This is a genomic window from Bradyrhizobium betae, from assembly GCF_008932115.1.
Taxonomy (GTDB): domain Bacteria; phylum Pseudomonadota; class Alphaproteobacteria; order Rhizobiales; family Xanthobacteraceae; genus Bradyrhizobium; species Bradyrhizobium betae.
The window spans coordinates 5840649-5864703 of the sequence record NZ_CP044543.1; the positions used below are offsets into that span (position 1 = coordinate 5840649).

Annotated in this window: 24 protein-coding genes and 1 pseudogene; 11 read left to right on the plus strand and 14 right to left on the minus strand. The window is 65.2% G+C overall.

Features of this window, described 5'->3' with window-relative positions; all coding sequences use genetic code 11:
* Positions 1–112 precede the first annotated feature (112 nt).
* Entirely contained in the window at positions 113–1027 is a 915-nt protein-coding gene (locus F8237_RS28085; protein WP_151649444.1) for a PhzF family phenazine biosynthesis protein, read from the plus strand.
* 127 nt (positions 1028–1154) lie between these two features.
* On the opposite strand, the gene F8237_RS28090 is transcribed toward F8237_RS28085, so the two are convergent.
* The gene (locus F8237_RS28090; protein WP_151649445.1) at positions 1155–1616 is read right to left on the minus strand and encodes a DUF488 domain-containing protein; all 462 of its coding nucleotides are present in this window, start codon (positions 1614–1616) and stop codon (positions 1155–1157) included.
* Positions 1617–1625: 9 nt separating this feature from the next.
* Positions 1626–2447: a DUF72 domain-containing protein gene (locus F8237_RS28095; RefSeq protein WP_151649446.1), complete on the minus strand. Its 822-nt coding sequence runs from the start codon at positions 2445–2447 to the stop codon at positions 1626–1628.
* A gap of 118 nt (positions 2448–2565) precedes the next feature.
* Between F8237_RS28095 and F8237_RS28100 the strand changes: the two genes are divergently transcribed.
* From F8237_RS28100 to F8237_RS28115, 4 genes are all read left to right on the plus strand, one after another.
* Complete coding sequence (locus tag F8237_RS28100) at positions 2566–2946, plus strand: hypothetical protein (protein WP_151649447.1); 381 nt, start codon at positions 2566–2568, stop codon at positions 2944–2946.
* 131 nt (positions 2947–3077) lie between these two features.
* The gene (locus F8237_RS28105) at positions 3078–3278 is read left to right on the plus strand and encodes a hypothetical protein (RefSeq protein ID WP_151649448.1); all 201 of its coding nucleotides are present in this window, start codon (positions 3078–3080) and stop codon (positions 3276–3278) included.
* Positions 3279–3544: 266 nt separating this feature from the next.
* A complete protein-coding gene (locus tag F8237_RS28110; RefSeq protein WP_151649449.1) occupies positions 3545–4687 on the plus strand; it encodes a glycosyltransferase in 1143 nt (380 codons plus the stop codon).
* Positions 4688–4693: 6 nt separating this feature from the next.
* Positions 4694–6193, plus strand: coding sequence for a glycosyltransferase family 39 protein (locus tag F8237_RS28115; RefSeq protein ID WP_151649450.1), 1500 nt, complete (start codon positions 4694–4696; stop codon positions 6191–6193).
* A 174-nt stretch (positions 6194–6367) separates the two neighbouring features.
* Here the strand turns inward: F8237_RS28115 and F8237_RS28120 are convergent, their stop codons facing one another.
* Both F8237_RS28120 and F8237_RS28125 read right to left on the minus strand, forming a co-directional pair.
* Positions 6368–8254, minus strand: a complete 1887-nt coding sequence (locus tag F8237_RS28120; RefSeq protein ID WP_151649451.1) for a CHASE2 domain-containing protein — start codon at positions 8252–8254, stop codon at positions 6368–6370.
* Between the two features lie 63 nt (positions 8255–8317).
* Positions 8318–8842: a FecR domain-containing protein gene (locus F8237_RS28125; protein ID WP_162006249.1), complete on the minus strand. Its 525-nt coding sequence runs from the start codon at positions 8840–8842 to the stop codon at positions 8318–8320.
* A gap of 620 nt (positions 8843–9462) precedes the next feature.
* Between F8237_RS28125 and F8237_RS28130 the strand changes: the two genes are divergently transcribed.
* Positions 9463–10539: a DUF2778 domain-containing protein gene (locus F8237_RS28130; RefSeq protein WP_151649453.1), complete on the plus strand. Its 1077-nt coding sequence runs from the start codon at positions 9463–9465 to the stop codon at positions 10537–10539.
* A gap of 72 nt (positions 10540–10611) precedes the next feature.
* Here the strand turns inward: F8237_RS28130 and F8237_RS28135 are convergent, their stop codons facing one another.
* The 4 genes from F8237_RS28135 to F8237_RS28150 all read right to left on the minus strand — a co-directional run bounded on the left by F8237_RS28135 (position 10612) and on the right by F8237_RS28150 (position 14237).
* Positions 10612–11433 (minus strand): SDR family NAD(P)-dependent oxidoreductase, encoded by an 822-nt coding sequence (locus tag F8237_RS28135; RefSeq protein ID WP_151649454.1) that lies wholly within the window; start codon positions 11431–11433, stop codon positions 10612–10614.
* An 82-nt stretch (positions 11434–11515) separates the two neighbouring features.
* Positions 11516–12880, minus strand: a complete 1365-nt coding sequence (locus F8237_RS28140) for a caspase family protein (RefSeq protein WP_151649455.1) — start codon at positions 12878–12880, stop codon at positions 11516–11518.
* Between the two features lie 111 nt (positions 12881–12991).
* Complete coding sequence (locus F8237_RS28145) at positions 12992–13630, minus strand: glutathione binding-like protein (RefSeq protein WP_151649456.1); 639 nt, start codon at positions 13628–13630, stop codon at positions 12992–12994.
* 13 nt (positions 13631–13643) lie between these two features.
* Positions 13644–14237 (minus strand): cysteine hydrolase family protein, encoded by a 594-nt coding sequence (locus F8237_RS28150; protein WP_151649457.1) that lies wholly within the window; start codon positions 14235–14237, stop codon positions 13644–13646.
* A gap of 131 nt (positions 14238–14368) precedes the next feature.
* Here F8237_RS28150 and F8237_RS28155 point away from each other — a divergent pair, with 131 nt between their 5' ends.
* Both F8237_RS28155 and lepB read left to right on the plus strand, forming a co-directional pair.
* Positions 14369–15208 (plus strand): LysR family transcriptional regulator, encoded by an 840-nt coding sequence (locus F8237_RS28155; protein ID WP_151649458.1) that lies wholly within the window; start codon positions 14369–14371, stop codon positions 15206–15208.
* A 121-nt stretch (positions 15209–15329) separates the two neighbouring features.
* A complete protein-coding gene (gene lepB / locus F8237_RS28160) occupies positions 15330–16073 on the plus strand; it encodes a signal peptidase I (RefSeq protein ID WP_151649459.1) in 744 nt (247 codons plus the stop codon).
* A 97-nt stretch (positions 16074–16170) separates the two neighbouring features.
* Here lepB and groL read toward each other — a convergent pair whose 3' ends face one another.
* Together groL and F8237_RS28170 are read right to left on the minus strand one after the other, a co-directional pair.
* A complete protein-coding gene (gene groL / locus F8237_RS28165; protein WP_151649460.1) occupies positions 16171–17811 on the minus strand; it encodes a chaperonin GroEL in 1641 nt (546 codons plus the stop codon).
* A gap of 44 nt (positions 17812–17855) precedes the next feature.
* Positions 17856–18170: a co-chaperone GroES gene (locus F8237_RS28170; protein WP_015685161.1), complete on the minus strand. Its 315-nt coding sequence runs from the start codon at positions 18168–18170 to the stop codon at positions 17856–17858.
* 380 nt (positions 18171–18550) lie between these two features.
* Here F8237_RS28170 and F8237_RS28175 point away from each other — a divergent pair, with 380 nt between their 5' ends.
* Positions 18551–18838 carry an usg protein gene (locus tag F8237_RS28175; RefSeq protein ID WP_015685162.1) on the plus strand — a complete coding sequence of 96 codons (288 nt, stop codon included), beginning with the start codon at positions 18551–18553 and terminating at the stop codon, positions 18836–18838.
* A gap of 160 nt (positions 18839–18998) precedes the next feature.
* The gene (locus F8237_RS28180; RefSeq protein ID WP_151649461.1) at positions 18999–19538 is read left to right on the plus strand and encodes a cupin domain-containing protein; all 540 of its coding nucleotides are present in this window, start codon (positions 18999–19001) and stop codon (positions 19536–19538) included.
* A 176-nt stretch (positions 19539–19714) separates the two neighbouring features.
* Here F8237_RS28180 and F8237_RS28185 read toward each other — a convergent pair.
* Positions 19715–20809, minus strand: a pseudogene (locus F8237_RS28185) (NupC/NupG family nucleoside CNT transporter); the annotation flags it as partial.
* Here F8237_RS28185 and F8237_RS28190 point away from each other — a divergent pair.
* Positions 20790–21749 carry an MFS transporter gene (locus tag F8237_RS28190; protein ID WP_244625989.1) on the plus strand — a complete coding sequence of 320 codons (960 nt, stop codon included), beginning with the start codon at positions 20790–20792 and terminating at the stop codon, positions 21747–21749. The pseudogene F8237_RS28185 and the gene F8237_RS28190 overlap by 20 nt on opposite strands.
* Before the next feature lie 154 nt (positions 21750–21903).
* Here the strand turns inward: F8237_RS28190 and F8237_RS28195 are convergent, their stop codons facing one another.
* The 3 genes from F8237_RS28195 to F8237_RS28205 form a co-directional block, all read right to left on the minus strand.
* Positions 21904–22662: an SDR family oxidoreductase gene (locus F8237_RS28195; protein ID WP_151649462.1), complete on the minus strand. Its 759-nt coding sequence runs from the start codon at positions 22660–22662 to the stop codon at positions 21904–21906.
* A gap of 26 nt (positions 22663–22688) precedes the next feature.
* Positions 22689–23447 carry a proteasome-type protease gene (locus F8237_RS28200; RefSeq protein ID WP_011088363.1) on the minus strand — a complete coding sequence of 253 codons (759 nt, stop codon included), beginning with the start codon at positions 23445–23447 and terminating at the stop codon, positions 22689–22691.
* A gap of 199 nt (positions 23448–23646) precedes the next feature.
* Entirely contained in the window at positions 23647–24054 is a 408-nt protein-coding gene (locus F8237_RS28205) for a carboxymuconolactone decarboxylase family protein (protein WP_151649463.1), read from the minus strand.
* Position 24055: the final 1 nt, after the last annotated feature.

A 24055-nucleotide genomic window follows, 5' to 3' on the forward strand; every position in this document is an offset into this window, starting at 1 on the left:
CCTCCATTGCTCCGATTGCTCCGAATTTTGGGGCATGACGGACGATATCGCCGGCTTGTAGATTGCCGGCGATGCGGCCGATCGCGGCCGCGACTGTCATGAGGAAGTGTCGATGCAGCGCCGCTACATCACCGTCGACGTGTTCACCGATCGCGCCTTCGGCGGCAACCAGCTCGCCGTGGTGCTCGACGCCGCCGGGCTGTCGACGCAGCAGATGCAGGCGGTCGCGACCGAGTTCAACTATTCCGAGACGACCTTCGTGCTGCCGCCGCGCGACAAGGCGAACGATGCCGAGGTGCGCATCTTCACACCGGTGAGGGAGCTGCCCTTCGCGGGCCATCCCAATGTCGGCACCGCCTTCGTGCTGGGGACGCTTGCGAGAGAGCCGAAGCCGCGGTTGTTGTTCGAGGAGAAGGCGGGCCCCGTGCCGGTGGATATCTTTCGGGAACAGGGACGGGTGGTCAGCACCGAACTCACGGCGCCGCAGCCGCTCTCGCGGCTCGCGCAGTGCTCGGCCGAAGAGGTCGCGGCCTGCATCTCTCTGACCGCTGCCGACATCGTGCTTGATGGTCATGCCCCGCAAATTGTCAGTGTCGGAACGCCTTTCGTGGTGGCGGAAGTGCGCTCGCGCGACGCCGTTCGCCGGGCGAAGCCCGATGCCGCGGCGTTTGCACGGATGCTGCCGCGCGACGGCGCGTTCTCGGTCTATTTCTACACCCGCGACGTGCCCCCCGCGGAGGCGCCTTGCGTGCGGCAGGCGCGGATGTTCTTCCCCGGCGCCAGCGGCCTGATCGAGGACCCCGCCACCGGCAGCGCGACGGTCGCGGCCGCCGCATTGTTCGCCGATCTGGATCCCATACGCGACGGCGAGCTGAAGCTCACCATCGGCCAGGGCTTCGACATGGGCCGGCCGAGCCTGCTCCTGACGCGAGTGCGCATGCAGGACGGCAAGATCGTCTCGGCGCATGTCGGCGGTTCTTGCGTGCAGATGATGGAAGGGACGTTCCGGCTGGCTGGGGAGGGGTGAGAGTACGCTCTCCCTCCGTCATTCCGGGGCAGCGCGAAGCGCTGAGCCCGGAATCCATCGGGCTACGGCGGTGGTGGGTGAATGGATTCCGGGTTCGTGCTGCGCACACCCCGGAATGACAGCGGAGCTACGCCTGCCGTCCCGCCAGATTCCTCACCGTCACCCCATCGCGCTCCTCGATGATCTCCGCGATCATCTGGCGGTGGCAGTGCGTGTGGTCGCGCTCGTAGCAGAGCAGGCACACGGGACCGGCCTTCTTCACCAGGGCCGAGAGCTCGTCCATCTCTTCGCGCGCCTGCGGTGTCTTCAGGTGCTTTGAATAGATCTTCTCCAGCACGTCGTATTGTCCGCTGCGCGCGGCGAGGCGGCCTTCCTTCGGCGTGCCCAGCGCGGCGAGATGGACATAGGCGATGCCGCGTTCGTCGAGTCCTGCGGCAAGCTGCCTCTTGGAAAAGCCGGGCCGCCGCGATGACGTCACCGCGCGCACGTCGACCACGAGCTTGACGCCGGCTTCTTCCAGTTCGTCCAGTACCGCCTTGGGCGGCGTCTGCTCATAACCGATGGTGAAGAGCTTCTTCGCCTTTGCCATGCCGCATCCTCAGCTCACCCGCGCGATCAGTTCCATGGCGCCGTGCGGTGCGCGGACCTTGCCCTCGTGAATGACATAGGCGAACACGTCGCGCGGCTCTTTCTTCGGCTTGGCCTTGTCGACCTTCGGCAGGTCGTCGGGTTCACCGCCCGCGGCCCAGGTCTGAAGACGCTCCGCCCAGGCATCGAGCTGCTTGGGCGGATAGCAGGTCTTGATCTCGTCATTGCCCTTTTGCAGCCGGGCATAGACGAAATCGCTGGCGACGTCGGCGATGGCTGGATACTTGCCGTGCTCCGCGAACACCACCGGCGTCTCGAATTCGCGGATCAGTGCGATGAAGTCAGGCGTGCAAAAACTGTCGTGGCGGACCTCGACGACATGGCGCAGCGCGCGCCCTTCGAGCTTGCGCGGCAACAGCTCGAGGAACTTGCCGAAATCGGCACCGTCGAATTTCTTGGTCGGCGCGAACTGCCACAGCACCGGTCCGAGCCGGTCGCGGAGCTCCAGCACGCCGGAATCATAGAACCGCTTGATTGAATCGGCCGCCTCGCCGAGCACGCGCCGGTTGGTGGCAAAGCGCGGCCCCTTCAGCGAGAATACGAATCCGTCCGGCACTTCGCCGGCCCATTTGCGAAAGCTCTCCGGCTTCTGCGAGCCGTAATAGGTGCCGTTGATCTCGATCGAGGTTAGCTTCGAGGCAGCGTAGGACAGCTCCTTCGCCTGCGTCAGCTTCTCCGGATAGAACACGCCGCGCCAGGGCTCGAAGGTCCAGCCGCCGATGCCGATGAAGATGTTGCCGGATTTTTTGGACGCGGTTTTTGCTTTGGCCACGGAGGATCTCGCATCGTCGGGGAGGGGAGAGACGCCATCCTAATCAAACCAGATTTGATTGGCCAGTTGCCGTGTCCCGTCTAAGCTCGCGACCGGATCTGCAATAAGGGAGAACAAGATGCGGATGCTGATGCTGGGAGCTGTGCTCGTCATGATGACATCTGCTGCCATGACGCAAGCTGTCATGGCTGACGATGACGACGCGAAGGGGGCGCAGAAGCTCGCCATGCAGGGCCGCGACGATTACTGGCATTGCCTGGCGCGGGAATATTCGCGCGACAGCAATCAGGGCCTCTCGGAACAGGATTTTGGCCGCTCGGTTGCCGGCGCCTGTCCGTCGGAACGACAATATTACCGGGTCGCCTTGCTGGAATATCTCACCACGCAATACCCGTTCATTGATGCCGGCGCTCATCTCGCGACCGCGAACAGGGCCGTGGAGTCGGCGCAGAAGGATGTCGTGATAGCCTTCGTCAAGCACAGGCCGCCGGCCAGGTAGGGAGTGGCGAATGGCGAGTGGCGAATAGGGCATGAACACGGTTGCCTTATTCGCTACTCGCCATTCGCCCCCTTCCGGCCCCGCGCGCATCCATGATATCACCGCAGCTTCTGGAACAGGGATGGTTTTCCATGTCGTCTGAGTCGGTGGGTGGCATTTTGGGCGCGATCGTCGCGGCGATCGTGCTTGCGGTCGCCGTCGTCTTCGGGCCGATCGGCCAGTACGGCAAGCCGGTCAAGCCGGCGAAAGTCGAGCCCGCTCCTGCTGCCGCGCCGGCGGCACCTGCCGCACCGGTGCCGCGCGGTCCGGTGATCAAGGAAGTCCCGAACTAACGGCGGCCCCAAAAAAGGGGGGCTTTGCCCCTTGAAAAGCGGTTCTGTCGTCCCCATCTAGCTTCTAACGGCGACGTTGAGCGGAAAACTCCGGCGCTGGGACGACCTTGGAATAGCATGGGCTCGCGCCGGATGTACGCGCGGTCCGCCGTTCCGGGGTCGTTGGCATTTTAGGGCCCTTTTTGGGCCGTTCCCCCCCCTCGGAAAACCCGGCTTCGCATCGCAGAACTTGGCAGCGCAGGACGCGGCGGATATACGCTGCCGTCATGAATGAAGCGATCAGACCGGGCACCGATAACCCGCAGACCTATCAGGCATCTTCGCCGTCGCCGCAATTGTCGGTCGTGGTCCCGACCTTCAACGAGCGCGACAACGTCACGGTGCTGTACCGGCGGCTGGAGGCGGTGCTTGCCGGCATCGCCTGGGAGGTCGTGTTCGTCGACGACAATTCGCCTGACGGCACCTGGGACGTCGTGCGCGCGCTGGCGCAGCGCGATAGCCGCGTCCGCTGCATCCGTCGCATTGGCCGGCGCGGCCTGTCGGGGGCCTGCATCGAGGGCATCCTCGCCTCCAGCGCGCCCCATGCGGCCGTGATCGACGCCGACCTGCAGCATGACGAGACGCAACTGCCGAAGATGCTGTCGCTGCTCGCGAGCGGGCAGGCCGACCTCGTGGTCGGCAGCCGCTACATCGAGGGGTACAAGAGCGAGGGTTTCAACAAGCAGCGCGCCGGCGCCAGCGCGCTCGCGACCGAACTCGCCAGGAAGGCGCTGCGGGTCGAGATCGCCGATCCCATGAGCGGCTTCTTCATGGTCCGCCGCGATCGCTTCGAGCAACTGGCGCCGAAATTGTCGGTGCACGGCTTCAAGATCCTGCTCGATCTCGTCGCCAGCGCAAACGGCAGTCTGCGCGCCGTCGAAATTCCCTACACGTTCGGCGAGCGCCAGCACGGCGAGAGCAAGCTCGATTCCATGGTCGCGCTGGATTTTCTCGGTCTGGTGCTGGCCAAGTTCACCAACGATGCCGTCTCGCTGCGCTTCATCCTGTTCGCGATGGTCGGCGGCATTGGCCTGGTGGTGCATCTCACCACGCTGTTCATCGCGCTGCAGCTGCTGAAGGCGCCGTTCGCGGAGGCGCAGGCCGCCGGCGCCGTCGTCGCCATGACCAGCAATTTCGTCCTCAACAACTTCCTCACCTATCGCGATCAACGGCTGAAGGGCTTTGCGCTGCTGCGCGGCCTGATCGCGTTCTACATCGTGTGCAGCGTCGGCCTGCTCGCCAATGTCGGCGTCGCGTTCTCGGTCTACGACCAGGAGCCGATCTGGTGGCTGGCCGGCATGGCCGGTGCGCTGATGGGCGTGGTGTGGAACTACGCGATGTCCGGACTGTTCGTCTGGCGCAAGAAATAGCGCCAGATGGGCGGGGCTGACGCGCGGATCGTCCGCAATACGACGCTGGTGATCCTTGCGCTGGTGGCGCTGCGGCTCGTTGCGGCCGCGTTCACCCCGATCACGTTCGACGAAGCCTATTACTGGATGTGGTCGAAGAATCTGGCGGGCGGTTATTACGACCACCCGCCGATGGTCGCCTATGTGATCCGCGCCGGCACCATGATCGCCGGCGACACCGAGCTCGGCGTTCGCGTGTTCTCGATCCTGCTCGCGCTGCCGATGAGCTATGCGATCTATCGCTCCGCGGCGATCCTGTTCGGTGGCGCGCGCGTGGCCGCGACCAGCGCCATCCTGCTCAATGTCACGATGATGGCCTCGGTCGGCACGCTGATCGTGACGCCCGATGCGCCGCTGCTCGTTGCCTCCAGCTTCGTGCTGTTCTTTCTCGCAAAAGTGCTCGAGACCGGCCGAGGCGGCTGGTGGCTCGCGGTCGGCGCGGCGGTCGGTGCTGCGCTGCTGTCGAAATACACCGCGATGTTCTTCGGGCTGGCGATCCTGATCTGGCTCGCTGCCGTGCCGAAGCTCAGGCACTGGTTCCTTTCGCCTTGGCCGTATCTCGGCGGGCTCGTTGCGCTTGCGCTGTTCTCGCCGGTGATCCTGTGGAATGCGGATCATCAATGGGTCTCGTTCGCAAAGCAGCTCGGGCGTGCGAAGATCGAAGACTTCCGCCCGGTCTTCATCGCCGAGCTGATCCCGACCCAGATCGCGTTCGCAACGCCGCTGGTCTTCATCCTCGGCGCGATGGGGCTGCACGCGCTGACCTGGCGCCGGGCCGGCGCGCTCGCCTCGCGCGTGCTGATTGAGACCATGTTCTGGACCATCGTCGCCTATTTCGTCTGGCATTCGCTGCATGCCCGCGTCGAGGCCAACTGGTTCGCGCCCGTCTACCCGCCCTTCGTCGTCGCAGCAGCCGCGGCCGCCAACCTCGTGCAGTGGAAGCAGCGGCAGCGGCGCTTGGTGGAGTTTTGCCTGCGCTGGGCCGCGCCCGCGGGCATCGTGATGTTTGCAGCGCTGATCGTGCAGGCCAACACCGGCTGGTTGTCGGGCTATCGCCGCGATGCGACCGTGCGCAGCGTCGGCGTCGGCTGGCGCGAGCTCGCTGCGGAGATCGAAAGCGTGCGCGCGCGCAACGGCGCGACCTGCGTCCTCGCGCCGGACTACGGCACCACCGGCTGGCTCGCCTTCTATCTGCCGCGCGGCACCTGTGTGGTGCAACAGAACCAGCGTATCCGCTGGGTCAACATGCCCGAGCCCGATGCAAAGCTGCTCGCGGGCAAGCTGCTCTATGTCGACGAGCTGCGCGCGGACGGCTCCGCCCTCGGTGACCGCTTTGCGAAGGTGACGCAGATCGCGCAATTGCAGCGCAAACGCGGCCCGCTCGTGGTCGAGACCTACGGCATCGATCTGCTCGAAGGCGCCAAAGGCGACGTGCTGGATCGCTCGCCGCCCCCGGAAGCGCGGTAGTTGTTTGTCGTCCCCGCGAAGGCGGGGACCCATACCGCGTGATCTCTCGATGAACGCAGGTGTCCGTACCGCGGTGACATCTGCTCACTACTAGTGTTCGCCAAATTTCTCCCTGTGGTTATGGGTCCCCGCCTTCGCGGGGACGACAGCTGAGAATGAGGCGCGCAGTTGCGGCTAGTCGATCATCTCGGCCCTGGCGGCGGCCTGGCTCGGCCCGTTCCGGTCGCGCCAGAACCAGACGGTTACGACGCCGGAGCGGCCGCGCACCTGGGTGAGCAGCGGGCCTGTCAGAACGCCGTCGGGATCGCCCTGGAAGTCGGCCGCATCCAGCAGCGTATCGGTCAGCGCGAGCCGCGCCTTGTTCTGTGCGGCGACCTCCATCAGCCGGCTCGCGACGTTGACGGTGTCGCCCGTCGCCGTGATGTGCTGGTGGCTTTCGCCGAGACGAGAGGCGACGATCGGACCGAAATGCGCGCCGATCTTGAAGCCGAGCCGGCCGCCGATCGCAGGGGGTAGCGCCGCGATCCAGCTTTCGACACCACGGTGCAGGTTGATCGCGCATTTCAGCGCGCGTGCCGCGTCGTCGGGCATGGCGCCGGGCAGGCCGAACAGGATCATGGCGCCGTCGCCGAGAAAGCCGGTGATCAGACCGTCGCAATCGACGGCGGCCTTGTCGATCAGCGCGTGAAACGTCCTGAGCAGATCCTGGAGTTCGTCCGGATCGATCTTTTCGCTGAACGCCGTGAAGCCGGAGAGATCGATGAAGACCACGGCTGCGTCCTGCCGCACGGGCCTGGACAGGAAATCGGGATCGCGCGCCAGCCACTCCTGCACCGCGGGCGCCTGGAATTGCGCGAGCGACCTGCTCTTGGCGGCGAAATATTGCGTGCGGCGGCCGCCGACCCACAGCTGCATGCCGGCAAACACCACGACCGGCGGCACGGCGGCAGCGAGCGTGGTTGCGGCATTCAGCCAGACGCCATGCGTGAACGCGAACAGATTAAGGCCGCCCCAGGCGATCATCACCGCGGCCGCGACCATGAGGCCGGGCGCACTGCGCCGCCAGGCCAGCAGGCCGACCAGCAGCATCGGCAGCAGGATCGCGGTAAGCGCGTCGGCGATGCGGACCTTGCGGCCGCGCACGATGCCATCGCCGGCGACCAGGTGCGTGATCGCGGTCGAGACCACCTCCACGCCCGGCATCAGGGAATCGAATGGCGTCGGGTAGAAGTCGCCGCCGCCGGCGACCGCGGCGCCGATCACGACGATGCGATTCTCGATCGCCGCGCGATTGAGCGTGCCGTCGAAAATGCTCTGCGCGCTGACGGTGCGGATCGTGCGGCGCGGGCCGTAATAGGTGATCGGCAGCGCGAAATCGGTATCGGTCGGCACCGCGCGATCGCCCAGCATGAGGTGATCCGGCGCGATCGTCAGCGGCTTGTCGAGCGCACGGCTCGCGACGCGCAATGGAAACGAGAGCTCGACCTTGTCTGCCGTCCGGAACAGCATCGGCACCGAGAGCGGCGAGCCTGACTGCCCCGTCGCGACGTTGACGACGCCGACATCGGCGTGGTCTGAGAAAGCCGGAAGCGGCAGCAGGAAGCGCTCGGCCTGAGGCAGGACGGCGAGGGGGCCGTCGCTGCTCGGCTCCACGGTCTCGCTGGCGCTCGGGAAGATCGCCGCGGCGGCGAGCACCATCGGACCGGTGGCGAGCGTGTTCGCCAGCGTGGCGTCGCCGATCGCGGCGCTGCGGTCGACCAGCAGCAGGTCGATCGCGACCACCTTCGGCTTGAACTGCACGATGGTATCGACGACGCGGGCGAGATCGGCGCGCGGCAGCGGATAGCTGCCACCCCGCTTGACCACGGTGTCGTCGATCGCGACGATGGTGACGAGATCGGGCGGAACCTGCACGCCGCGGACCTGGGTTCGCCAATCCGTCAGTGTCGCCTCGAGGCGATCGAGAAAACGCAGGTGACCGTTGGCGTGGCCGATATAGATGCCCGCGCCCCATAGCGCGGTGAGGACGAGTGCCCCCCAAATCTGAACGCGTCTCTTCATTACGTCGTACTTCAATCTTCTTTGTTGTCGGGGCCTGACAGAGCAGGCCGTATCGACTGGGTGTTACTGACCCAGTCTCGCCATCAGTGCGTCGACGCGCGGCTGGCCCCAAGTCTTGACGATCAATGGACCGGTTGCCTCGACATCGACGCCTTCGCCGGGACCCAAGACGACACCGCGTCCGCGAGCCCTGCGGGTCACGCCGACACGACCATCGGCAACGAACACGGAGGTCTTTGCATCTGCGACATCGACCGCCCATCTGGTGCCACGTACCGCGGCGATCGCTTGCGGCGTCAGCACCTTGAAGGGATTGCCGCCGGGCTTTTTGGGCACTTCGACCAGCAGCGCTTTGCTGCTCAACTCCACGGAGTCTATATGTCCGTCGCGGTTGGTGTCCTTTAGTTCAAATCGGGCACCACTTTCGGCGACGATGGTGATGCCGTTGTCGCAGCGCCAGGTCTGCGTGCCCGCGGCCGTCGGCGATGCCGTGCAACCCGCCTTGGCGGCAGGCTGCGCCCCCGCAGATCCAGTCAACAGAACCAACCCCGCTAGGGCGAAAAACCCGGCGCGCGCGACCCCTCTCATGCCAGCCTCCGTTTGCGTGCCCGGCACAGTTCAAGGCGATGTTGATACGGCACCGTATCACACGCAGAGGCTGCTGAAAAGTGCCGCTCAGGCAGCTATTTCCTCGCAGCGGCATTTTCCAGACGAGCTCGATCAACTTTCAGTCAGGGCACGACGGAGGGGGTCAAGGAGGCGGCAGGCGGGAGGCGGGACGCACCAGCCTCGCACAACGATTCCCCGTTATCGTCCGGGTATTGAAGACCACGAAAACGACTTGGTTGGATGGCCTAGAGAGGCGGCCGGAGAGGTCTGTTGATCACGCTGAACCGGCCGAGAATTATAGTTAACAGCCTCGCCTAAGTCCGTAATTCTGCGGGTGTTTTCTCAAAATGGCACAGCGTTAACGAGTTGCCCTACATCTGCCCGAACTTAATCCGCATTTAACTAAAAGTCGCCTTAATGACGCTCCGAGCCTCTGCGAAATGCTGTTCCCGGATCGTGACCAGCGGCACTTCTAAGGGGGACTTAGTGACACCGTCCTGGACGCAAGGCGAATGAGTACGAGTATCGCTGCGCAAAGTAACGCGGCACGGAAGTCCAAGAAATTCTCCAAGAATAATTCGCGGAAATCTTCCCGGAACATGACCACGACCAATTGGCTTGGCGCTGCCGCCATCGGCTGCGCCGTGCTCGGCGCCGGCTGGACCGTCTATACCAACGTGCTCGGCGCGAGCGTCTATCCAAGCGTCGGCAGCACCGGCTTTGACGAGCCCGTGATCAAGCGCGCGCCCAAGGTGGCGCTGCGCGAGGCGGGCGACGCCATCAAGGAAGCCTTCGCGCTATTGCCCGACCGGCTCCAGGTCGCAGCTCCGATCTCGCGCGAGATGTTCAACGAGCGCTTTGCCGCGGCCGCGACTCAAGGCGTGGCGTCAAATGCGGCGAGCGCTGTGCCCGCGACTCAGGTTGCCGTCGCCAAAGACGCTCCGAAGCAGAGCGTGATCGCAAAGGTCGCCGAGGCGCTGAAGCCGGCGGCACCGGCCAAGGTCGCGGATGCGGCCAAGGCCAAGCGCGGCGCCGATGCGCCGGTGCAACTGGCGTCAGCCGATCCGGCCGAGATCGTCCCGGCGCCCGAAGCAAAGCCAAAGTCGTTCGCCGATCGCGCCAAGGCTGCGGTGATGTCGATCACCGGTCCCCGCCAGTCGATGGTGGACAAGCTCTGGGGCAAGCGCGAGCCCTCCGGCGGCCTGCTCGCCTATGCCTCCGCCGATGCCAGCGTGACCGCCTCGATCGCACCGCGGGAGCAAAATCCCATGCTCGGCGGTTCGGCGCCCTATGAGCGCGATACCGCGGTCTACGACATCTCCGCCAAGACGGTTTACCTGCCCGACGGTACCAAGCTCGAGGCGCATTCCGGCCTCGGCTCCAATCTCGACGATCCGCGCTCGTCGAAGGTGCGGATGCGCGGCGTGACGCCGCCGCACATCTACACGCTGAAGCCGCGCGAGGCACTGTTCCACGGCGTGCCGGCGCTGCGCCTGACCCCGATCGGCGGCGAGAGCGCGATCTATGGCCGCGACGGCCTGCTCGCGCACACCTTCATGCTCGGGCCGAACGGCGACTCCAACGGCTGCGTGTCGTTCAAGGATTACTACGCATTCCTCGATGCCTACCGCAACAAGGGCATCCGCAAGCTCGCGGTGCTGGCGCGGGTGGATTGATCCCGGCTCGTTCTCGATGATGCAAAAGGGCCGCTCGCAGCGGCCCTTTTTTTGTCCTGTTCGTGGACGTGCTCAGCCCGGCCAGCACTGTCCGCCGCCGTCGATCCGCAGCACCTGGCCGGAGACGAAGGCACCCATGGGGCCGGCGAAGAACTCGACGACGCGCGCGACCTCGTCGACGGTCGCGATGCGGTCGAGCGTGCCGGTCTCCACCATCCTGTCGGGGTCCACCGCGCGGGTGCCGAGGAAGCGGCCAGTGCGGGTATCGCCGGGCGCGATGCAGTTGACGGCGATGTCGTAGGGGCGGAGCTGGTCGGCGAGGCATCGCGTGTAATGGGTCACGCCGGCCTTCGACACCGCGTAGATCGCGCCGTTGGTGCGTCCCTTGAAAGCGACCGAGCCCAGCGTGACGATGCGGCCGCGCCGCCGCTCCATCATGCCCTTCGCGACCGCCTGGCAGGTCAGGATGGTGGAGAGCAGGTTGCGCTCCAGCACCGCGCGCATGTCGGCCTCCTTGATGTGCACCGCGTCGTTCGGATCGGGCTTGCCGCCGGCGGCCGCAATGTCGCCGCCGGCATTGTGCACGAGAATGTCGATCGGTCCGAGCGCGGCCTCGGTCTCGGCGATCACCCGCGCGATGTCTTCGCCCCTGGTGAGGTCGCCGAGCACGCGCTGGCTGCGGACACTGAACTGCTGACCGATCTCTGCGGCCACCGCGGTCAGCGTCGTGCCCTCGCCATATTCCGCCGGCCCGTTCTCGCGCATGCCGTGGATGGCGACGTCGGCACCGAGCGCCGCGAGCTTCTCGGCGAAGGCGCGGCCGAGCCCGCGCCCCGCGCCGGTCACCAGCGCCACCTTGCCTGCCAAAATCTTCGCCGTGTCATGCGATGCCATGATCTCGTTCCTGTCGTGCGATGTCAGTCCGCCGCGCGATCGAGGCCGATCGCCGTCGCCGCGACTGCGTGATATTGCACGATCAGCGTTTGACGAAAACCAGATTGCAGGGACGCATCTCGTTGCGCTTGCCGCTGCCACGGGTGCGATCGAACTGCGCATCGACCGTAAAGCCGTAGGGTGAGCCGGGGGCGACGTTGTTGAGGGCATAGGTGCTCGCCCCCGTCGTCCCCCGCGCGCTCAAGGTCGTCTTGCCGTCTGCCTGGATCTGGCCGTCGATCTCCAGCCGGTTGACACCGCTCGGCCCCTGCGCCTCGGCGTGAAACACGCCGTTCGTCACGGTTGCCGCGAGGGCTCTGGTGAAGCCCTGCGCCTTGCCGCTGGTCTGGCAATTCAACGTCACGTCCCAGTTGCCGTCAAAATCCTTGCTGCCGCCGATTCCGGCATTGCCGGCCGCCGGCGCAAGCGCCGTCTTCTGTTTCAATCCTTCAACGCGCGCTTTGGCGAGGGTCGCGAAGATGCAATTCGGGAATCTGGCGAGATGATCTTCGTAGGCCCCCAGCGTGCCGATGCCGTCCGCGGCCTTCCAATGCGCCTCTGCGGCCGCGCAGGGATCAGCCTTCGGCGCGGCCTGGGGGGCGGCCGGTGCCACCGTGACTGACACCGGCCCGTTCAGATAGAACTTGCCGATGATCGACAGCGACAGCTCCGGGAGCTGGGTCTTGCCGCTGCTGTCATAGACGTCGCTGCTGATGTCGCGGAAGACGTCGCCGATTTCCTGCGGTTCCTCGATGTGTTTCAGGAACGCGGTCGTGTAGGGGCTGTTGCGGCCGCTGCCGTCGGCGGCGGTCTGTCCGGATTGCGTCGAGAACGACACGATCGTGCCGCGCGGTGCCTCGACCTTCGACAAGCCGTGTCCGACCGAGGCGGCGCGCGTCGCGGAGCGCTTGAGGGTTTCGGCCAGCGGATTGTCGCGGCAGGAATCCAGCACGAGGATGCGCAGGTTCTTGGCCTGCTGCAGATCGTTCACGATGTCATCGACCCGCACGAAGCGCTTGAGGTCGGCTTCATCCGTCAGCACGGCGTCGACCGGCATCAGGTAGTTGACGCCGTTGTACTGCATCGCATGTCCGCTGTAGTAGAACAGCGCGACGTCGGCCCGGCTCGCGGCGCGCGCGAAGCGGATGGTCAGGTCCTGCATGTCGGCCTGGCGCAGGTCGATGCCCTGAAAAACCTCGAAGCCGCTGTGCTTGAGCGAGATTGCTACGTCCTCGGCATCGTGCGCGGGGTTCGGGAGCTGCGCCGTGGAGGCATAGGCGCCGTTGCCGATCACCAGCGCGACCCGCGTGTCCGCCGATGCGGGAGCAACGCAGAGCCAGCAGACGAGGAGGGCCAGAGAGAGTCCGGGCAAAAATCCGGGCAGGTGAAATCCTGAAAGAACGCGCATGAACACCGTCCGAGGGAATAATCGAAAAATATTCCCTCAGATTAGCGCATGCCGCACCGACTTCAATGCCCTTGCCGGGAACTGCTCAGATCTGGCGGCCGTGGCATCCCGTCACGCCGGGCTCGCGGCCACCGTCTTGCGCAGCGCCATCTCGGTCGCGATCGCCTCCCGCACGGCGGGGCGCGCCTGCATGCGCTCGAGATAGGCGGACAAGGATGGCCATTGCGCGATGTCGACGCCGGCCGGGCGAAGCAGCAGCAAGGCCCAGGTCAGGTGAGCATCCGCGACGGTGAAGCTATTGCCGACCAGGAATTCGCGGTCCGCCAGATGCGCGGCGGGCGCCGACAATGTCTGTCCGATCCTTGCGCGCGGCTTGGCGAGCGAGCCGTCGTCCTTGTACCAGAAGGTCGGGAACAGGAACGCCTTGTGGATCTCGGTGCCGACGAAGCTCAGCCATTCCTGCAGGCGGTAGCGGTCGGGATCGCCGAAGCTTGGCGCAAGGCCGGTCTCGGGCTTCACATCGGCGATGTATTGCAGCACCGCCGCGCTCTCGGTCAGCCGCTCGCCGTTCTCCAGCACCAGGACCGGCACTGCGCCCTTCGGCGAGACGCCGCGGAAATCGCTGCCGTCGTCCACGATCGTCTTCGTCCAGATGTGGGCGAGGTGATACTGCGCCGCGATGCCGGCCTCCATCAGCGCGATGCGGCTGGCGAGCGAGCAGGCCATCGGAAAGAAATAGAGTTGCAGCATCGCTCACGCTCCGTCAGGTCAGCGCTTCGCCCTGCGCGATGATCGCAAACCGGTCCGACAATTCGGCCAGCGCGACCTCGTGAATCGTGCGTGCCGACAGCGCGCCGCCGCGGCCGTCGGGCAGATCGCGGGTGGCGCAGGCGTCGGCCGCGATCGTGGTGCGCAGCCCGAGATCGAGCGCGGCGCGGGCCGTTGAGCTGATGCACATGTGGGTCATGAACCCCGCCAGCACGATGTTGGTGCGTCCGGTCGCGGCCAATTTGGCTTGCAGGTCGGTGCCGGCAAAGGCGTTCGGCAGCGCCTTCTCGATCACGGCTTCGTTCGCGAGCGGCGTCAGGCTCGACACGATCGCCCCGCGCTCGGCCTCGCGGTCGAACAGGCTGCCGGCGCGGCCCTTGTGTGCGATGTGGAAGATTGCCGCGCCGCTCTGCCGGGCGCGCGCGAGCAGTTTTGCGGCGACCGCGATCGCGGGCTCGGCGTCGGGCAAGGCGAGGGGGCCGGAACGATACTCGTTCTGGATGTCGATCAACACCAGGCAGGCGTCGGAAAGTTTCGGCGGATTGAGATCGGCGCCGGAGAGTTCGAGCAGGGTCTTGGGAGCGGTCATGCTGGTCAGGCCTTCTAAGGGGGATCGTATGGCGTGACACTAGCGCGGCCGTGGCCTGCCGTTGTGCAGGACTATTGCAGCAGATGGCTGCAAATTTGCAGGGAGCGGCCGCCCCTGCTAGGCTTGTCGCCATGAACTGGGACGATCTGCGCATCATCGCCGCGGTGCGGGACGAGGGCACCTATGCCGGCGCCAGCGCGCGGCTGCGCATCGACGAGACCACCGTCGGCCGCAGGCTTGCGCGGATTCAACGCGATCTCGGCGTGCCGCTGTTCGATGCGGTGGACGGGCTGCGCCGGCCGACCCGCCATTGCGAGGCGGTGCTCGAGCATGTTGGCGCGATGGCCGCCCATGTCGCTGCGATCGACCGCATCAAGGAGAGCCAGGTGGGCCCGGTCGGCCGGCTGCGCATCGCCTCGACCAATGCGGTCGCCGAGGAGCTGCTGGCGCCGCACACCAGCGCCTTCCTGCGCGATCATCCCGGCCTGACCCTCGAATTCCTGACCTCCAGCGGCAACGTCAAATTCTCGCGCTGGCAGGCCGACCTCGCCATTCGCCTGCGCAAGCCGGAGAAGGGTGATTTCACCATCTCGAAGCTCGGCGATGTCAGGCTGTATTTCTTCGAGCCCGCCGACCGAAGCGGCGGCGAGCCGGTCACGTGCGTCTATCCGGACGAGCTCGATGCCATTCCGGAGCAGCAGTTCCTGCGCGCCAAGCGGCTGACAAACATGCGCTGCGTCACCGACAATGTCCGCATCATCAAAACCCTGATCCGGTCGCATCAGGCCGTCGGCGTGCTGCCCGAGCACAGCTGCGGAGACCTGCTCGCCGACCGCGGCCTGCACGCGACGCTGCTGCCGAAGCGCCGTGACGTCTGGCTGCTGGTGCAGAATCATCTCAAGCGCGATCCGGCGACGCGGCTCACCATCGCATGGGTGCGGCACTGCTTCGGGGATTTTTCGCGCGGCTGACGGCCGGTGGCCTTGCCGTGAACGCGGTCCGCCCGTGGCGCGACCAAGTTTTGGGACCGCAGGGATTGCACGCGCGCGAAGGTTGCGTAATCTCGCGGGCAAAAGTTGAGATCAGGCAGGCATGGCCACTCTTGAACAAACGACCAGGCCGCGGGCCAGGGCGCAGGAATGGAAGGCGATCGTCGTCCTGATCCTCCTGATTCCGGTGCTGTGGTCGCCGCCGTTCCTGTTTCGCTTCTTCCTGTATCAGCCGTTCAGCATTCCCTCCGGCTCGATGATGCCGACGCTGATGACCGGCAACTACGTGTTCGCTTCGAAGCGTGCCTATGGCTACGGGCCCTATTCGTTTCCCTTTGCATCATCCCTGATCTCGAGCCGTGTCTTTGCCGCGGAGCCCGAATATGGCGACATCGTCGTGTTTCGCACGCCAAAGGATACATCGGTCGACTACGTCAAGCGTGTGGTCGGGCTGCCCGGCGACCGCATCCAGATGCGGCAGGGCCAACTCTTTCTCAATGAGAAGCCGGTAACTCGCGTCGCTCTGAAGGAGACGGACGGTGAGGCCGCCTGTGGCACCGACGACGCGAAAGTCAGGAACTGGCGCGAGACGCTGCCGAACGGCGCGTCCTACGCTACCTACGACTGCGTCGACAGCGGCTACTACGACAACACTGGCGTCTACACCGTGCCGTCGGGCCATCTCTTCGTGCTCGGCGACAACCGCGACAACTCCACCGACAGCCGCGTGATGACCGCCATAGGCTTCGTGCCGATGGACAATCTGGTCGGCCGCGTGACGCGGATCATCTGGTCCCTCGACGACGACGGCGAGCCGCGCTTCGAGCGGATGGGCAAGGTGCGGTGAGGCGCTGTCATTCCGGGCTCGCGCTTCGCGCGCCCCGGAATGACAAAAAAACCCCGGCATCGCTGCCGGGGTTTCGTAGATCTCGAGGTGGCTGGACTTAGAAGTCCATGCCGCCCATGCCGCCGCCCGGGGGCATTGCGGGGCCGGAGCCGCCCTTCTTGGGCAGCTCGGCGACCATGGCTTCCGTGGTGATCAGCAGGGCCGCAACCGAGGCTGCGTTCTGGATCGCGGTACGGACCACCTTGGTCGGGTCGATGATGCCCTTCTTGACGAGGTCGCCGTATTCACCGGTCTGGGAGTCGAAGCCGAAAGCGTACGACTTGTTCTCCAGGACCTTGCCGACGATCACCGAGCCGTCTTCGCCGGCGTTGATCGCGATCTGGCGAGCGGGAGCCGACAGCGCCTTGCGCACGATCTCGACGCCGGTCTTCTGGTCGTCGTTCTTGGTGCGCAGGCCCTTGAGCTGCTCGGAAGCACGCAGCAGGGCGACGCCGCCGCCCGGGACGATGCCTTCCTCGACAGCCGCGCGGGTCGCATGCATCGCGTCATCAACGCGATCCTTGCGCTCCTTCACCTCGATCTCGGTCGCGCCGCCGACGCGGATCACCGCGACGCCGCCGGCCAGCTTGGCCAGACGCTCCTGGAGCTTCTCACGGTCGTAGTCCGATGTGGTTTCCTCGATCTGCGCCTTGATCTGGGCCACGCGCGCCTCGATGTCGGCCTTCTTGCCGGCGCCGTTGACGATCGTGGTGTTCTCCTTGTCGATCATCACCTTCTTGGCGCGACCGAGCATGTTGAGCGTGACGTTCTCGAGCTTGATGCCGAGATCCTCCGAGATCGCCTGGCCGCCGGTCAGGATCGCGATGTCCTGCAGCATGGCCTTGCGGCGATCGCCGAAGCCCGGAGCCTTGACGGCCGCGACCTTCAGGCCGCCGCGCAGGCGGTTCACGACCAGGGTCGCAAGCGCTTCACCTTCGACGTCCTCGGCGACGATGACCAGCGGCTTGCCGGTCTGCACCACGGCTTCGAGCAGCGGGAGCAGCTCGTTCAGCGAGGAGAGCTTCTTCTCGTTGATGAGGATGTAGGCGTCGTCCATCTCAACGCGCATCTTGTCGGCGTTGGTGACGAAGTAGGGCGAGATGTAGCCGCGGTCGAACTGCATGCCCTCGACGACGTCGAGCTCGGTCTCGAGCGACTTGGCTTCCTCGACGGTGATGACACCCTCGTTGCCGACCTTCTTCATCGCGTCGGACAGGAACTTGCCGATCTCCGCGTCGCCGTTCGCCGAGATGGTGCCGACCTGGGCGATCTCGTCGTTCGAGGTGACCTTCTTGGAGTTCTTGATGAGGTCGGCGACCACGGCTTCGACCGCGAGGTCGATGCCGCGCTTGAGGTCCATCGGGTTCATGCCGGCGGCAACCGACTTGGCGCCTTCGCGCACGATCGCCTGGGCCAGCACGGTGGCGGTGGTGGTGCCGTCGCCGGCCGCGTCAGCGGACTTGGAGGCGACTTCGCGCACCATCTGCGCGCCCATGTTCTCGAACTTGTCCTCGAGCTCGATCTCCTTGGCGACGGTGACGCCGTCCTTGGTGATGCGGGGAGCGCCGAACGACTTGTCGAGCACGACGTTGCGGCCCTTCGGACCGAGCGTGACCTTCACCGCGTTGGCGAGGATGTCGACGCCGCGAAGCATCTTGTCGCGCGCATCGACGGAGAATTTGACTTCTTTAGCTGCCATGTGGAGTTTTCCTTAGGGGTTTGGCTGGATGAGAGAGGGGGCTCTTAGGCCGCCTTCTTCTTGGAAGCGGGGACGTCGAGGACGCCCATGATGTCGCTTTCCTTCATGATCAGCAGGTCGACGTTGTCGATCTTGACCTCGGTGCCGGACCACTTGCCGAACAGCACGCGGTCGCCGACCTTCAGGTCGATCGGGATCAGCTTGCCGGCTTCGTCGCGGCCACCCGGGCCGACGGCGACGATTTCGCCCTGCGAGGGCTTTTCCTTGGCACTGTCGGGAATGATGATGCCGCCAGCGGTCTTCTCTTCTGCGTCGATGCGCTTGACCACGACGCGGTCGTGAAGCGGACGGAATTTCATGCAGTCCTCCTAAGCAATTGCTCGGGTTGATGATTTTAAAATTGTTAGCAGTCCATGCTAGCGAGTGCCAGCGCGGGCACTGCTGAGATAAGCCAGGATATTTGCGGGGGCAAGGGCTTCTAGCAGAAAAATAAGCACTCAGAAGGCCCGCCTGCCAAATTCCTTTACCATCGTTAACCCGGCTTTGGGGCCGTATTAGCACGGAGCCGCATCTGCTGCTAACGCATTGAATTTCAACAGCTTGTTAAATTTTTGGGCTTGAGATGGATTGTCAGTTTGCGTCACATTTCTCTCATGTGAGCGCATCGTTTCCGGGTGGCTCGTAAGCAGCGTACCGGCAAGCCACCCCTTGAATATGCGCTCCTGCAAAGGAGGTTGGCATGGTCTCGCGGGTTGGGGTTGTTTCCGACGACTTTCGGAAGCAGGTGCTGGGTTACGGGCTGACGACGGCGGAAATCCTCTACCGGATGCCGGATCATCCCTCGCTGCTTCAGACCTATGTCTGGCAGAATTACGATCTCTTCCCGAAATTCCCGGCGCTGAAGGACTTTCTGGCCTTCTGGCAGGCGAAGCTCGACGGTCCGCTCCATTCGGTGACGGTCGCGCATTCCAAGCTGATCAAGCCGGCCGAGCTGCGCGCCGTGGATGGCGTGTTCCGGCTGCATTGAGGCGAACACCGGTTTGGTAGGGTGGGCAAAGACGCGCACGCGTCGTGCCCACCATCGCTCCGCAATCGCATCTGACAATGGTTGGCACGCTGCGCTTTGCCCACTCTACGAGGCCTGTTTCCATGCTAGCCTCTTCCCATAACAACAGGGGAGGCCGGCCATGGCCAAGAAGCTGAAATCGCGCAGCGCAGCGCAGGTCGCGGTGAAGAAGCGGAGCGGAGCCAAGGTCGCCGTGCGATCCTCGGCGCGCAAGGCTGTGAAGGCGAAGGCGCGCGCAATGCCAGCCAAATCAGCGGTCAAAAAACCCGCACGTCCCAAGCAGCGCATCGCAATCAGCCATCACCGCGAAGAAGACTTCAAGGCCGACGGCCTGCGCGCCTACGCCAAGTACCGCGACCTCGGCATCGCCGCCGCAAGCCACGGCCTCGCGCAAGCCCACGTGATCCGGCTGCAGGGCCCGTGCGATCCCGCCGAGGTGTCGAAGCTGCACTTCCACCATGTCGACTTCCAGCTGGTCTACGTGCTCAAGGGCTGGGTGAAGACCTACATGGACGGGCAGGGCGAGACCCTGATGAAGGAAGGCAGCGCCTGGACCCAGCCGCCGAAGATCAAGCACATGATTCTGGATTACTCCGACGATGTCGAACTGCTGGAGGTGATCCTGCCGGCGGAATTCAAGACGGTGGAGTTGAAGGCGTAGGCGCTGGTGTCGTCGGAGATGCGCGTACCGCTCTCTCGTCATTCCGGGGCGCGCCTCTTGGCGCGAGCCCGGAATCCATTTCACCTCATGCACCGCGGCCCAATGGGTTCTCAGGTGCGCAATTGCGCACCGTAGTTCGCGCTACGCGCGCCCCGGAATGACCAGCGGAGAGTCGCCTAACTCAACACCCCCACCACCGCGCCCATCAAACACGTCGTCAGCGTCCCCGACACGATCGACTTCAATCCCAGCGCGTTGATCTCCTCACGCCGCTCCGGCGCCATCACCCCCAAGCCGCCGATCATGATGCCGAGGCTGGCGAAGTTGGCGAAGCCGCACATCGCGTAGAGCATGATCAGGCGCGAGCGCGGATCGAGTGTACCCGGCGGCAGCTTCGAGAAGTCGACATAGGCGATCAGCTCGTTGAGCACGGTCTTGGTGCCCATCAGGCTGCCGGCGGTCACCGCCTGATCCCATGGCAATCCCATCAGCCAGCACACCGGCGCCATCACGAGGCCGAGCAGGCGCTGCAGCGAGATTGCGGCGCCGCCAATATTCGGCAGCAGGCCGAGCATGGCATTGACGAGATAGACCAGCGCCACCAGCACCAGCAGCATCGCGACGATGTTGATCAGCAGCTCGATCCCCGCGCCGGTGCCCTTCACGATCGCATCCATCGTGCTGGAAATCTCCATCTCGGGATCCGCCAGCGCGCCGCCGGTGCGCTTGTCGCTCGTCTCGGGCACCATGATCAGGCTGACGAGGATCGCGGCCGGCGCGCCCAGCACGGAGGCGATGACGAAATGCGCGGCCGCATCAGGAATGAGAGGAGCAAGGAGCGTCGCATAGAGCACCAGCACCGTGCCGGCGATGCCGGCCATGCCGCCGGTCATCACCACAAACAACTCGCTGCGGGTCATCTGCGCCAGATACGGGCGGACGAACAGCGGTGCCTCCACCATTCCGAGGAAGATGTTGGCGGCGGTCGACAGCCCGACCGCGCCGCCGACGCCAAGCGTCCGCTCCAGCAGCCAGGCCATGCCGCGCACGATCGGCGGCAGCACGCGCCAATAGAACAGCAGCGTCGTCAGCACGCTCATGACCAGCACGATCGGCAGCGCCTGGAACGCCAGGATGAAATCGGCGCCAGGCACCTTCAAATCGAACGGCAGGGCGCCGCCGCCGACATAACCGAACACGAAGGACGAGCCGGCGCGCGAGGCCGCCGAGATCGCGCCGACCGCGTCGTTGATGGCGCCGAAAGCGACCGCGCTCCATCTCGGTGTCATCACCTATCTCGGCGCGGTCAGCGAGGTGCAGATCTTCATCGCGACCTTCGTGCTTGGCATTGCCGGCGCGTTCGAAAGCCCGACTACCGCGGCGCTGTTGCCGCTGATCGCGCCGCAGGGATCGCTGCAGCGCGCGACGGCGGTCGCGAGCGGTGCGGGGCAGGTTGCGACCATCACGGGACCGGCGCTCGGCGGCTTCGCCTACGCGATCGCGCCGCATCTTGCCTATGCCGTGATGCTGCTGTTCTGGATTTTCGGGATGATCCTGACCGGCTTCATCCGGCCGCGACCGCAGGCGGTGGCCAAGGAGGGCACCGACTCGGACAACATCTTTGCCGGCGTCCGCTTCATCCGCAGCAATCCCGCCATCCTCGGCACCATCTCGCTCGATCTGTTCGCGGTGCTGTTCGGCGGCGTCACCGCGCTGCTGCCGATCTATGCCCGCGACATTCTCCAGACCGGTCCGATGGGGCTCGGGATATTGCGCGCCGCGCCGGCGGTCGGTGCGCTGCTGATGACGATGGTGCTGGCGCGTCACGCCATCTCGCGCCACGTGGGCCTGCGCATGTTCCAGGCCGTGATCGTGTTCGGTCTCGCCACGATCGTGTTCGCGCTGTCGTCCTGGATGTGGCTGTCGGTGCTCTCGCTGGCGATTTTGGGAGCCGCCGACACCATCAGCGTCGTGATCCGCTTCTCCCTGGTGCAGCTTTCGACGCCCGACGAGATGCGCGGCCGCGTCGGCGCGGTGAATTTCCTCTTCATCAACGCCTCCAACCAGCTCGGCCAGTTCGAGAGCGGCGTGGCGGCAGCCCTGCTCGGCGCCATGCCGGCCGCCGTACTCGGCGGCGTCGCGACCGTCGCGGTCGCGCTGCTATGGATGAAGCTGTTTCCGAGCCTGCGGCAGGTGGAGAGCCTGGAGTAGCGGGAAGTCTCGTGTCCGGGCCGCGGTGCAGCGCGCAGCGGTGCGCCGCAGAGCCGGGACCTTGAAAGCCAAGAACGAGATCGCGGAGGCATGGGCCCCGGCTCAGCAGCGCGTCATTGCATGCCGCGCTGCGTCCGGGGCACGAGAGCGGCGACTAGCCCCGTCCGACGAACGGCATCTTGGTGGCCATGACCGTCATGGTCAGCACGTTGGCATCGAGCGGCAGGCCGGCCATGTAGGCGACGGCATCGCCGACCGCCTTGGCGTCCATGCGCGGCTCGTGCTTCATCGTGCCGTCGGGTTGCATGACGCCAGGGCCGGCGACCATGCGGTCGGTCATCGGCGTCGCGGCGTTGCCGATGTCGACCTGGCCGACCGCGATGTCGTACATGCGCCCGTCGAGGTTGGACGCCTTGGTCAGGCCCGTGATGGCGTGCTTGGTCGAGGTGTAGGCGGCCGAGAACGGCCGCGGCGCGTGCGCCGAGATCGAGCCGTTGTTGATGATGCGGCCGCCGCGCGGGGACTGGTCCTTCATGATGCGGAAGGCGTGCTGGGTGCACAGGAACGGGCCGGTGAGGTTGGTGTTCACCACCGCCTGCCACTGCTCGAGGCTGAGATCCTCGAAGTTCACCGGCGGCGCGCCCATGCCGGCATTGTTGAACAGCACGTCGAGCCGGCCGTAGGTTGCCTTCACCTTGTCGAACAGCGCGGCGACCGAGTCCGGCTTGGTCATGTCGGCGGTGACGCACAGGCTCTTGCCGGCGAGGCCGAGCTTGGCGGTCTCCTCGAGCATGTCGAGCCGGCGTCCGACGAGCACCACGGTGAAGCCGATGTTCATCAGCGCCAGCGACGCCGCGCGGCCGACACCGGTGCCTGCGCCCGTCACCACTGCGATCTTGTTTGCTTCACTCATCGTTTCCTGCCTTTTCTCTTAAGCTGTCAGGTTTTCGGTTCTTTTTCGTTCTTGTAGGGCGGCCGCGGAATGTTCTGATGCGCGGCACGCAGCGCCGCCGACCAGCGCGAGCGCAGATCGTGGAAATAGGGCTCGCCGGCCTCGATGCGGTGGTTGAGATCGGCATCGCAGGCATCCGCCCGCACCACCAGCACGTCGATCGGCAGGCCGACGCCGAGATTGGAGCGCATGGTCGAGTCCATCGAGATCAGGCCGGTCTTCAGCGCTTCGTAGAGCTCGACGTCGTAATGCATGGCGCGGTCGAGCACCGGCTTGCCGTATTTATGCTCGCCGATCTGCAGGTAAGGCGTGTCGGTGGTGCACTCGATGAAATTGCCGGCCGTGTAGACCATGAAGAGGCGCATCCGCGCGCCCTTGATCTGGCCGCCGAACAGGAAGGAGACGTCGAACGAGACGTCCTCGGACTTCAGCGCCGGCCCTTCGGTCGCGTGCACGGCCCGGATCGCCCGGCCGATGCGCTGGGCGGCCTGGAACATGGTGGGCGCGTTCATCAGCGTCTCGATCTCGCCCGTGTTGGGGTCTTCCAGACCCTCGGTGAGGGTGGAGAGCACCGACTGGCTGATGGCAAGGTTGCCGGCGCTGGCGATCGCCATGATGCGGTCGCCGGGCTTGGAGAAGATGTGCAGCTTGCGGAAGGTCGAGACGTTGTCGAGGCCGGCATTGGTGCGGGTGTCGGCGATCATCACCAGACCGTCCCGAACCAGGATTCCGCAACAATAGGTCATTTCCGATCCCCGAACGCGTTTGCGCGGAATTACTAGCCAATTTCAGGGGGCATGTAACCCCCCGATTCCCCCGGGAAGGTCGTCATTCCGGGGCGCGACGAAGTCGCGAGCCCGGAATCCATTCATCCACCAACTCTGCGGCCTGATGGATTCCGGGCCCACGCTGCGCGCGTCCCGGAATGACAGCGAGGTTTGTCGCTCAGTCCGCGGCATCGACGAGAAACGCCTCGTCGACGGGAACGCCCAGCGCTGTGACCAGCCGGTTCGTCTCCGCGGCCATGCCGATGATGGCGAGCATCTCGCCATATTCGGCCTCGGTCATGCCCTTCGCCCGTGCGCCCGCGGTGTGCGAATGGATACAGTAGCTGCAGCCATGCGCCACCGAGACCGCGACATAGATCATTTCCTTGATCTTGGGATCGAGCGCACCCGGAGCCATCACCTCCTTGATGCTCTCCCAGGTCCGCCGCAGCGTCTTCGGATCGTGCGCCAGCGCGCGCCAGAAATTGTTGACGAAGTCCGACTTCCGCACCTTGCGGATGTCGTCGAAAACGGCGCGCGCCTCAGCGGATAGCTCGTCGTCCGAAAGCAGCTTCACGGTCGCCATG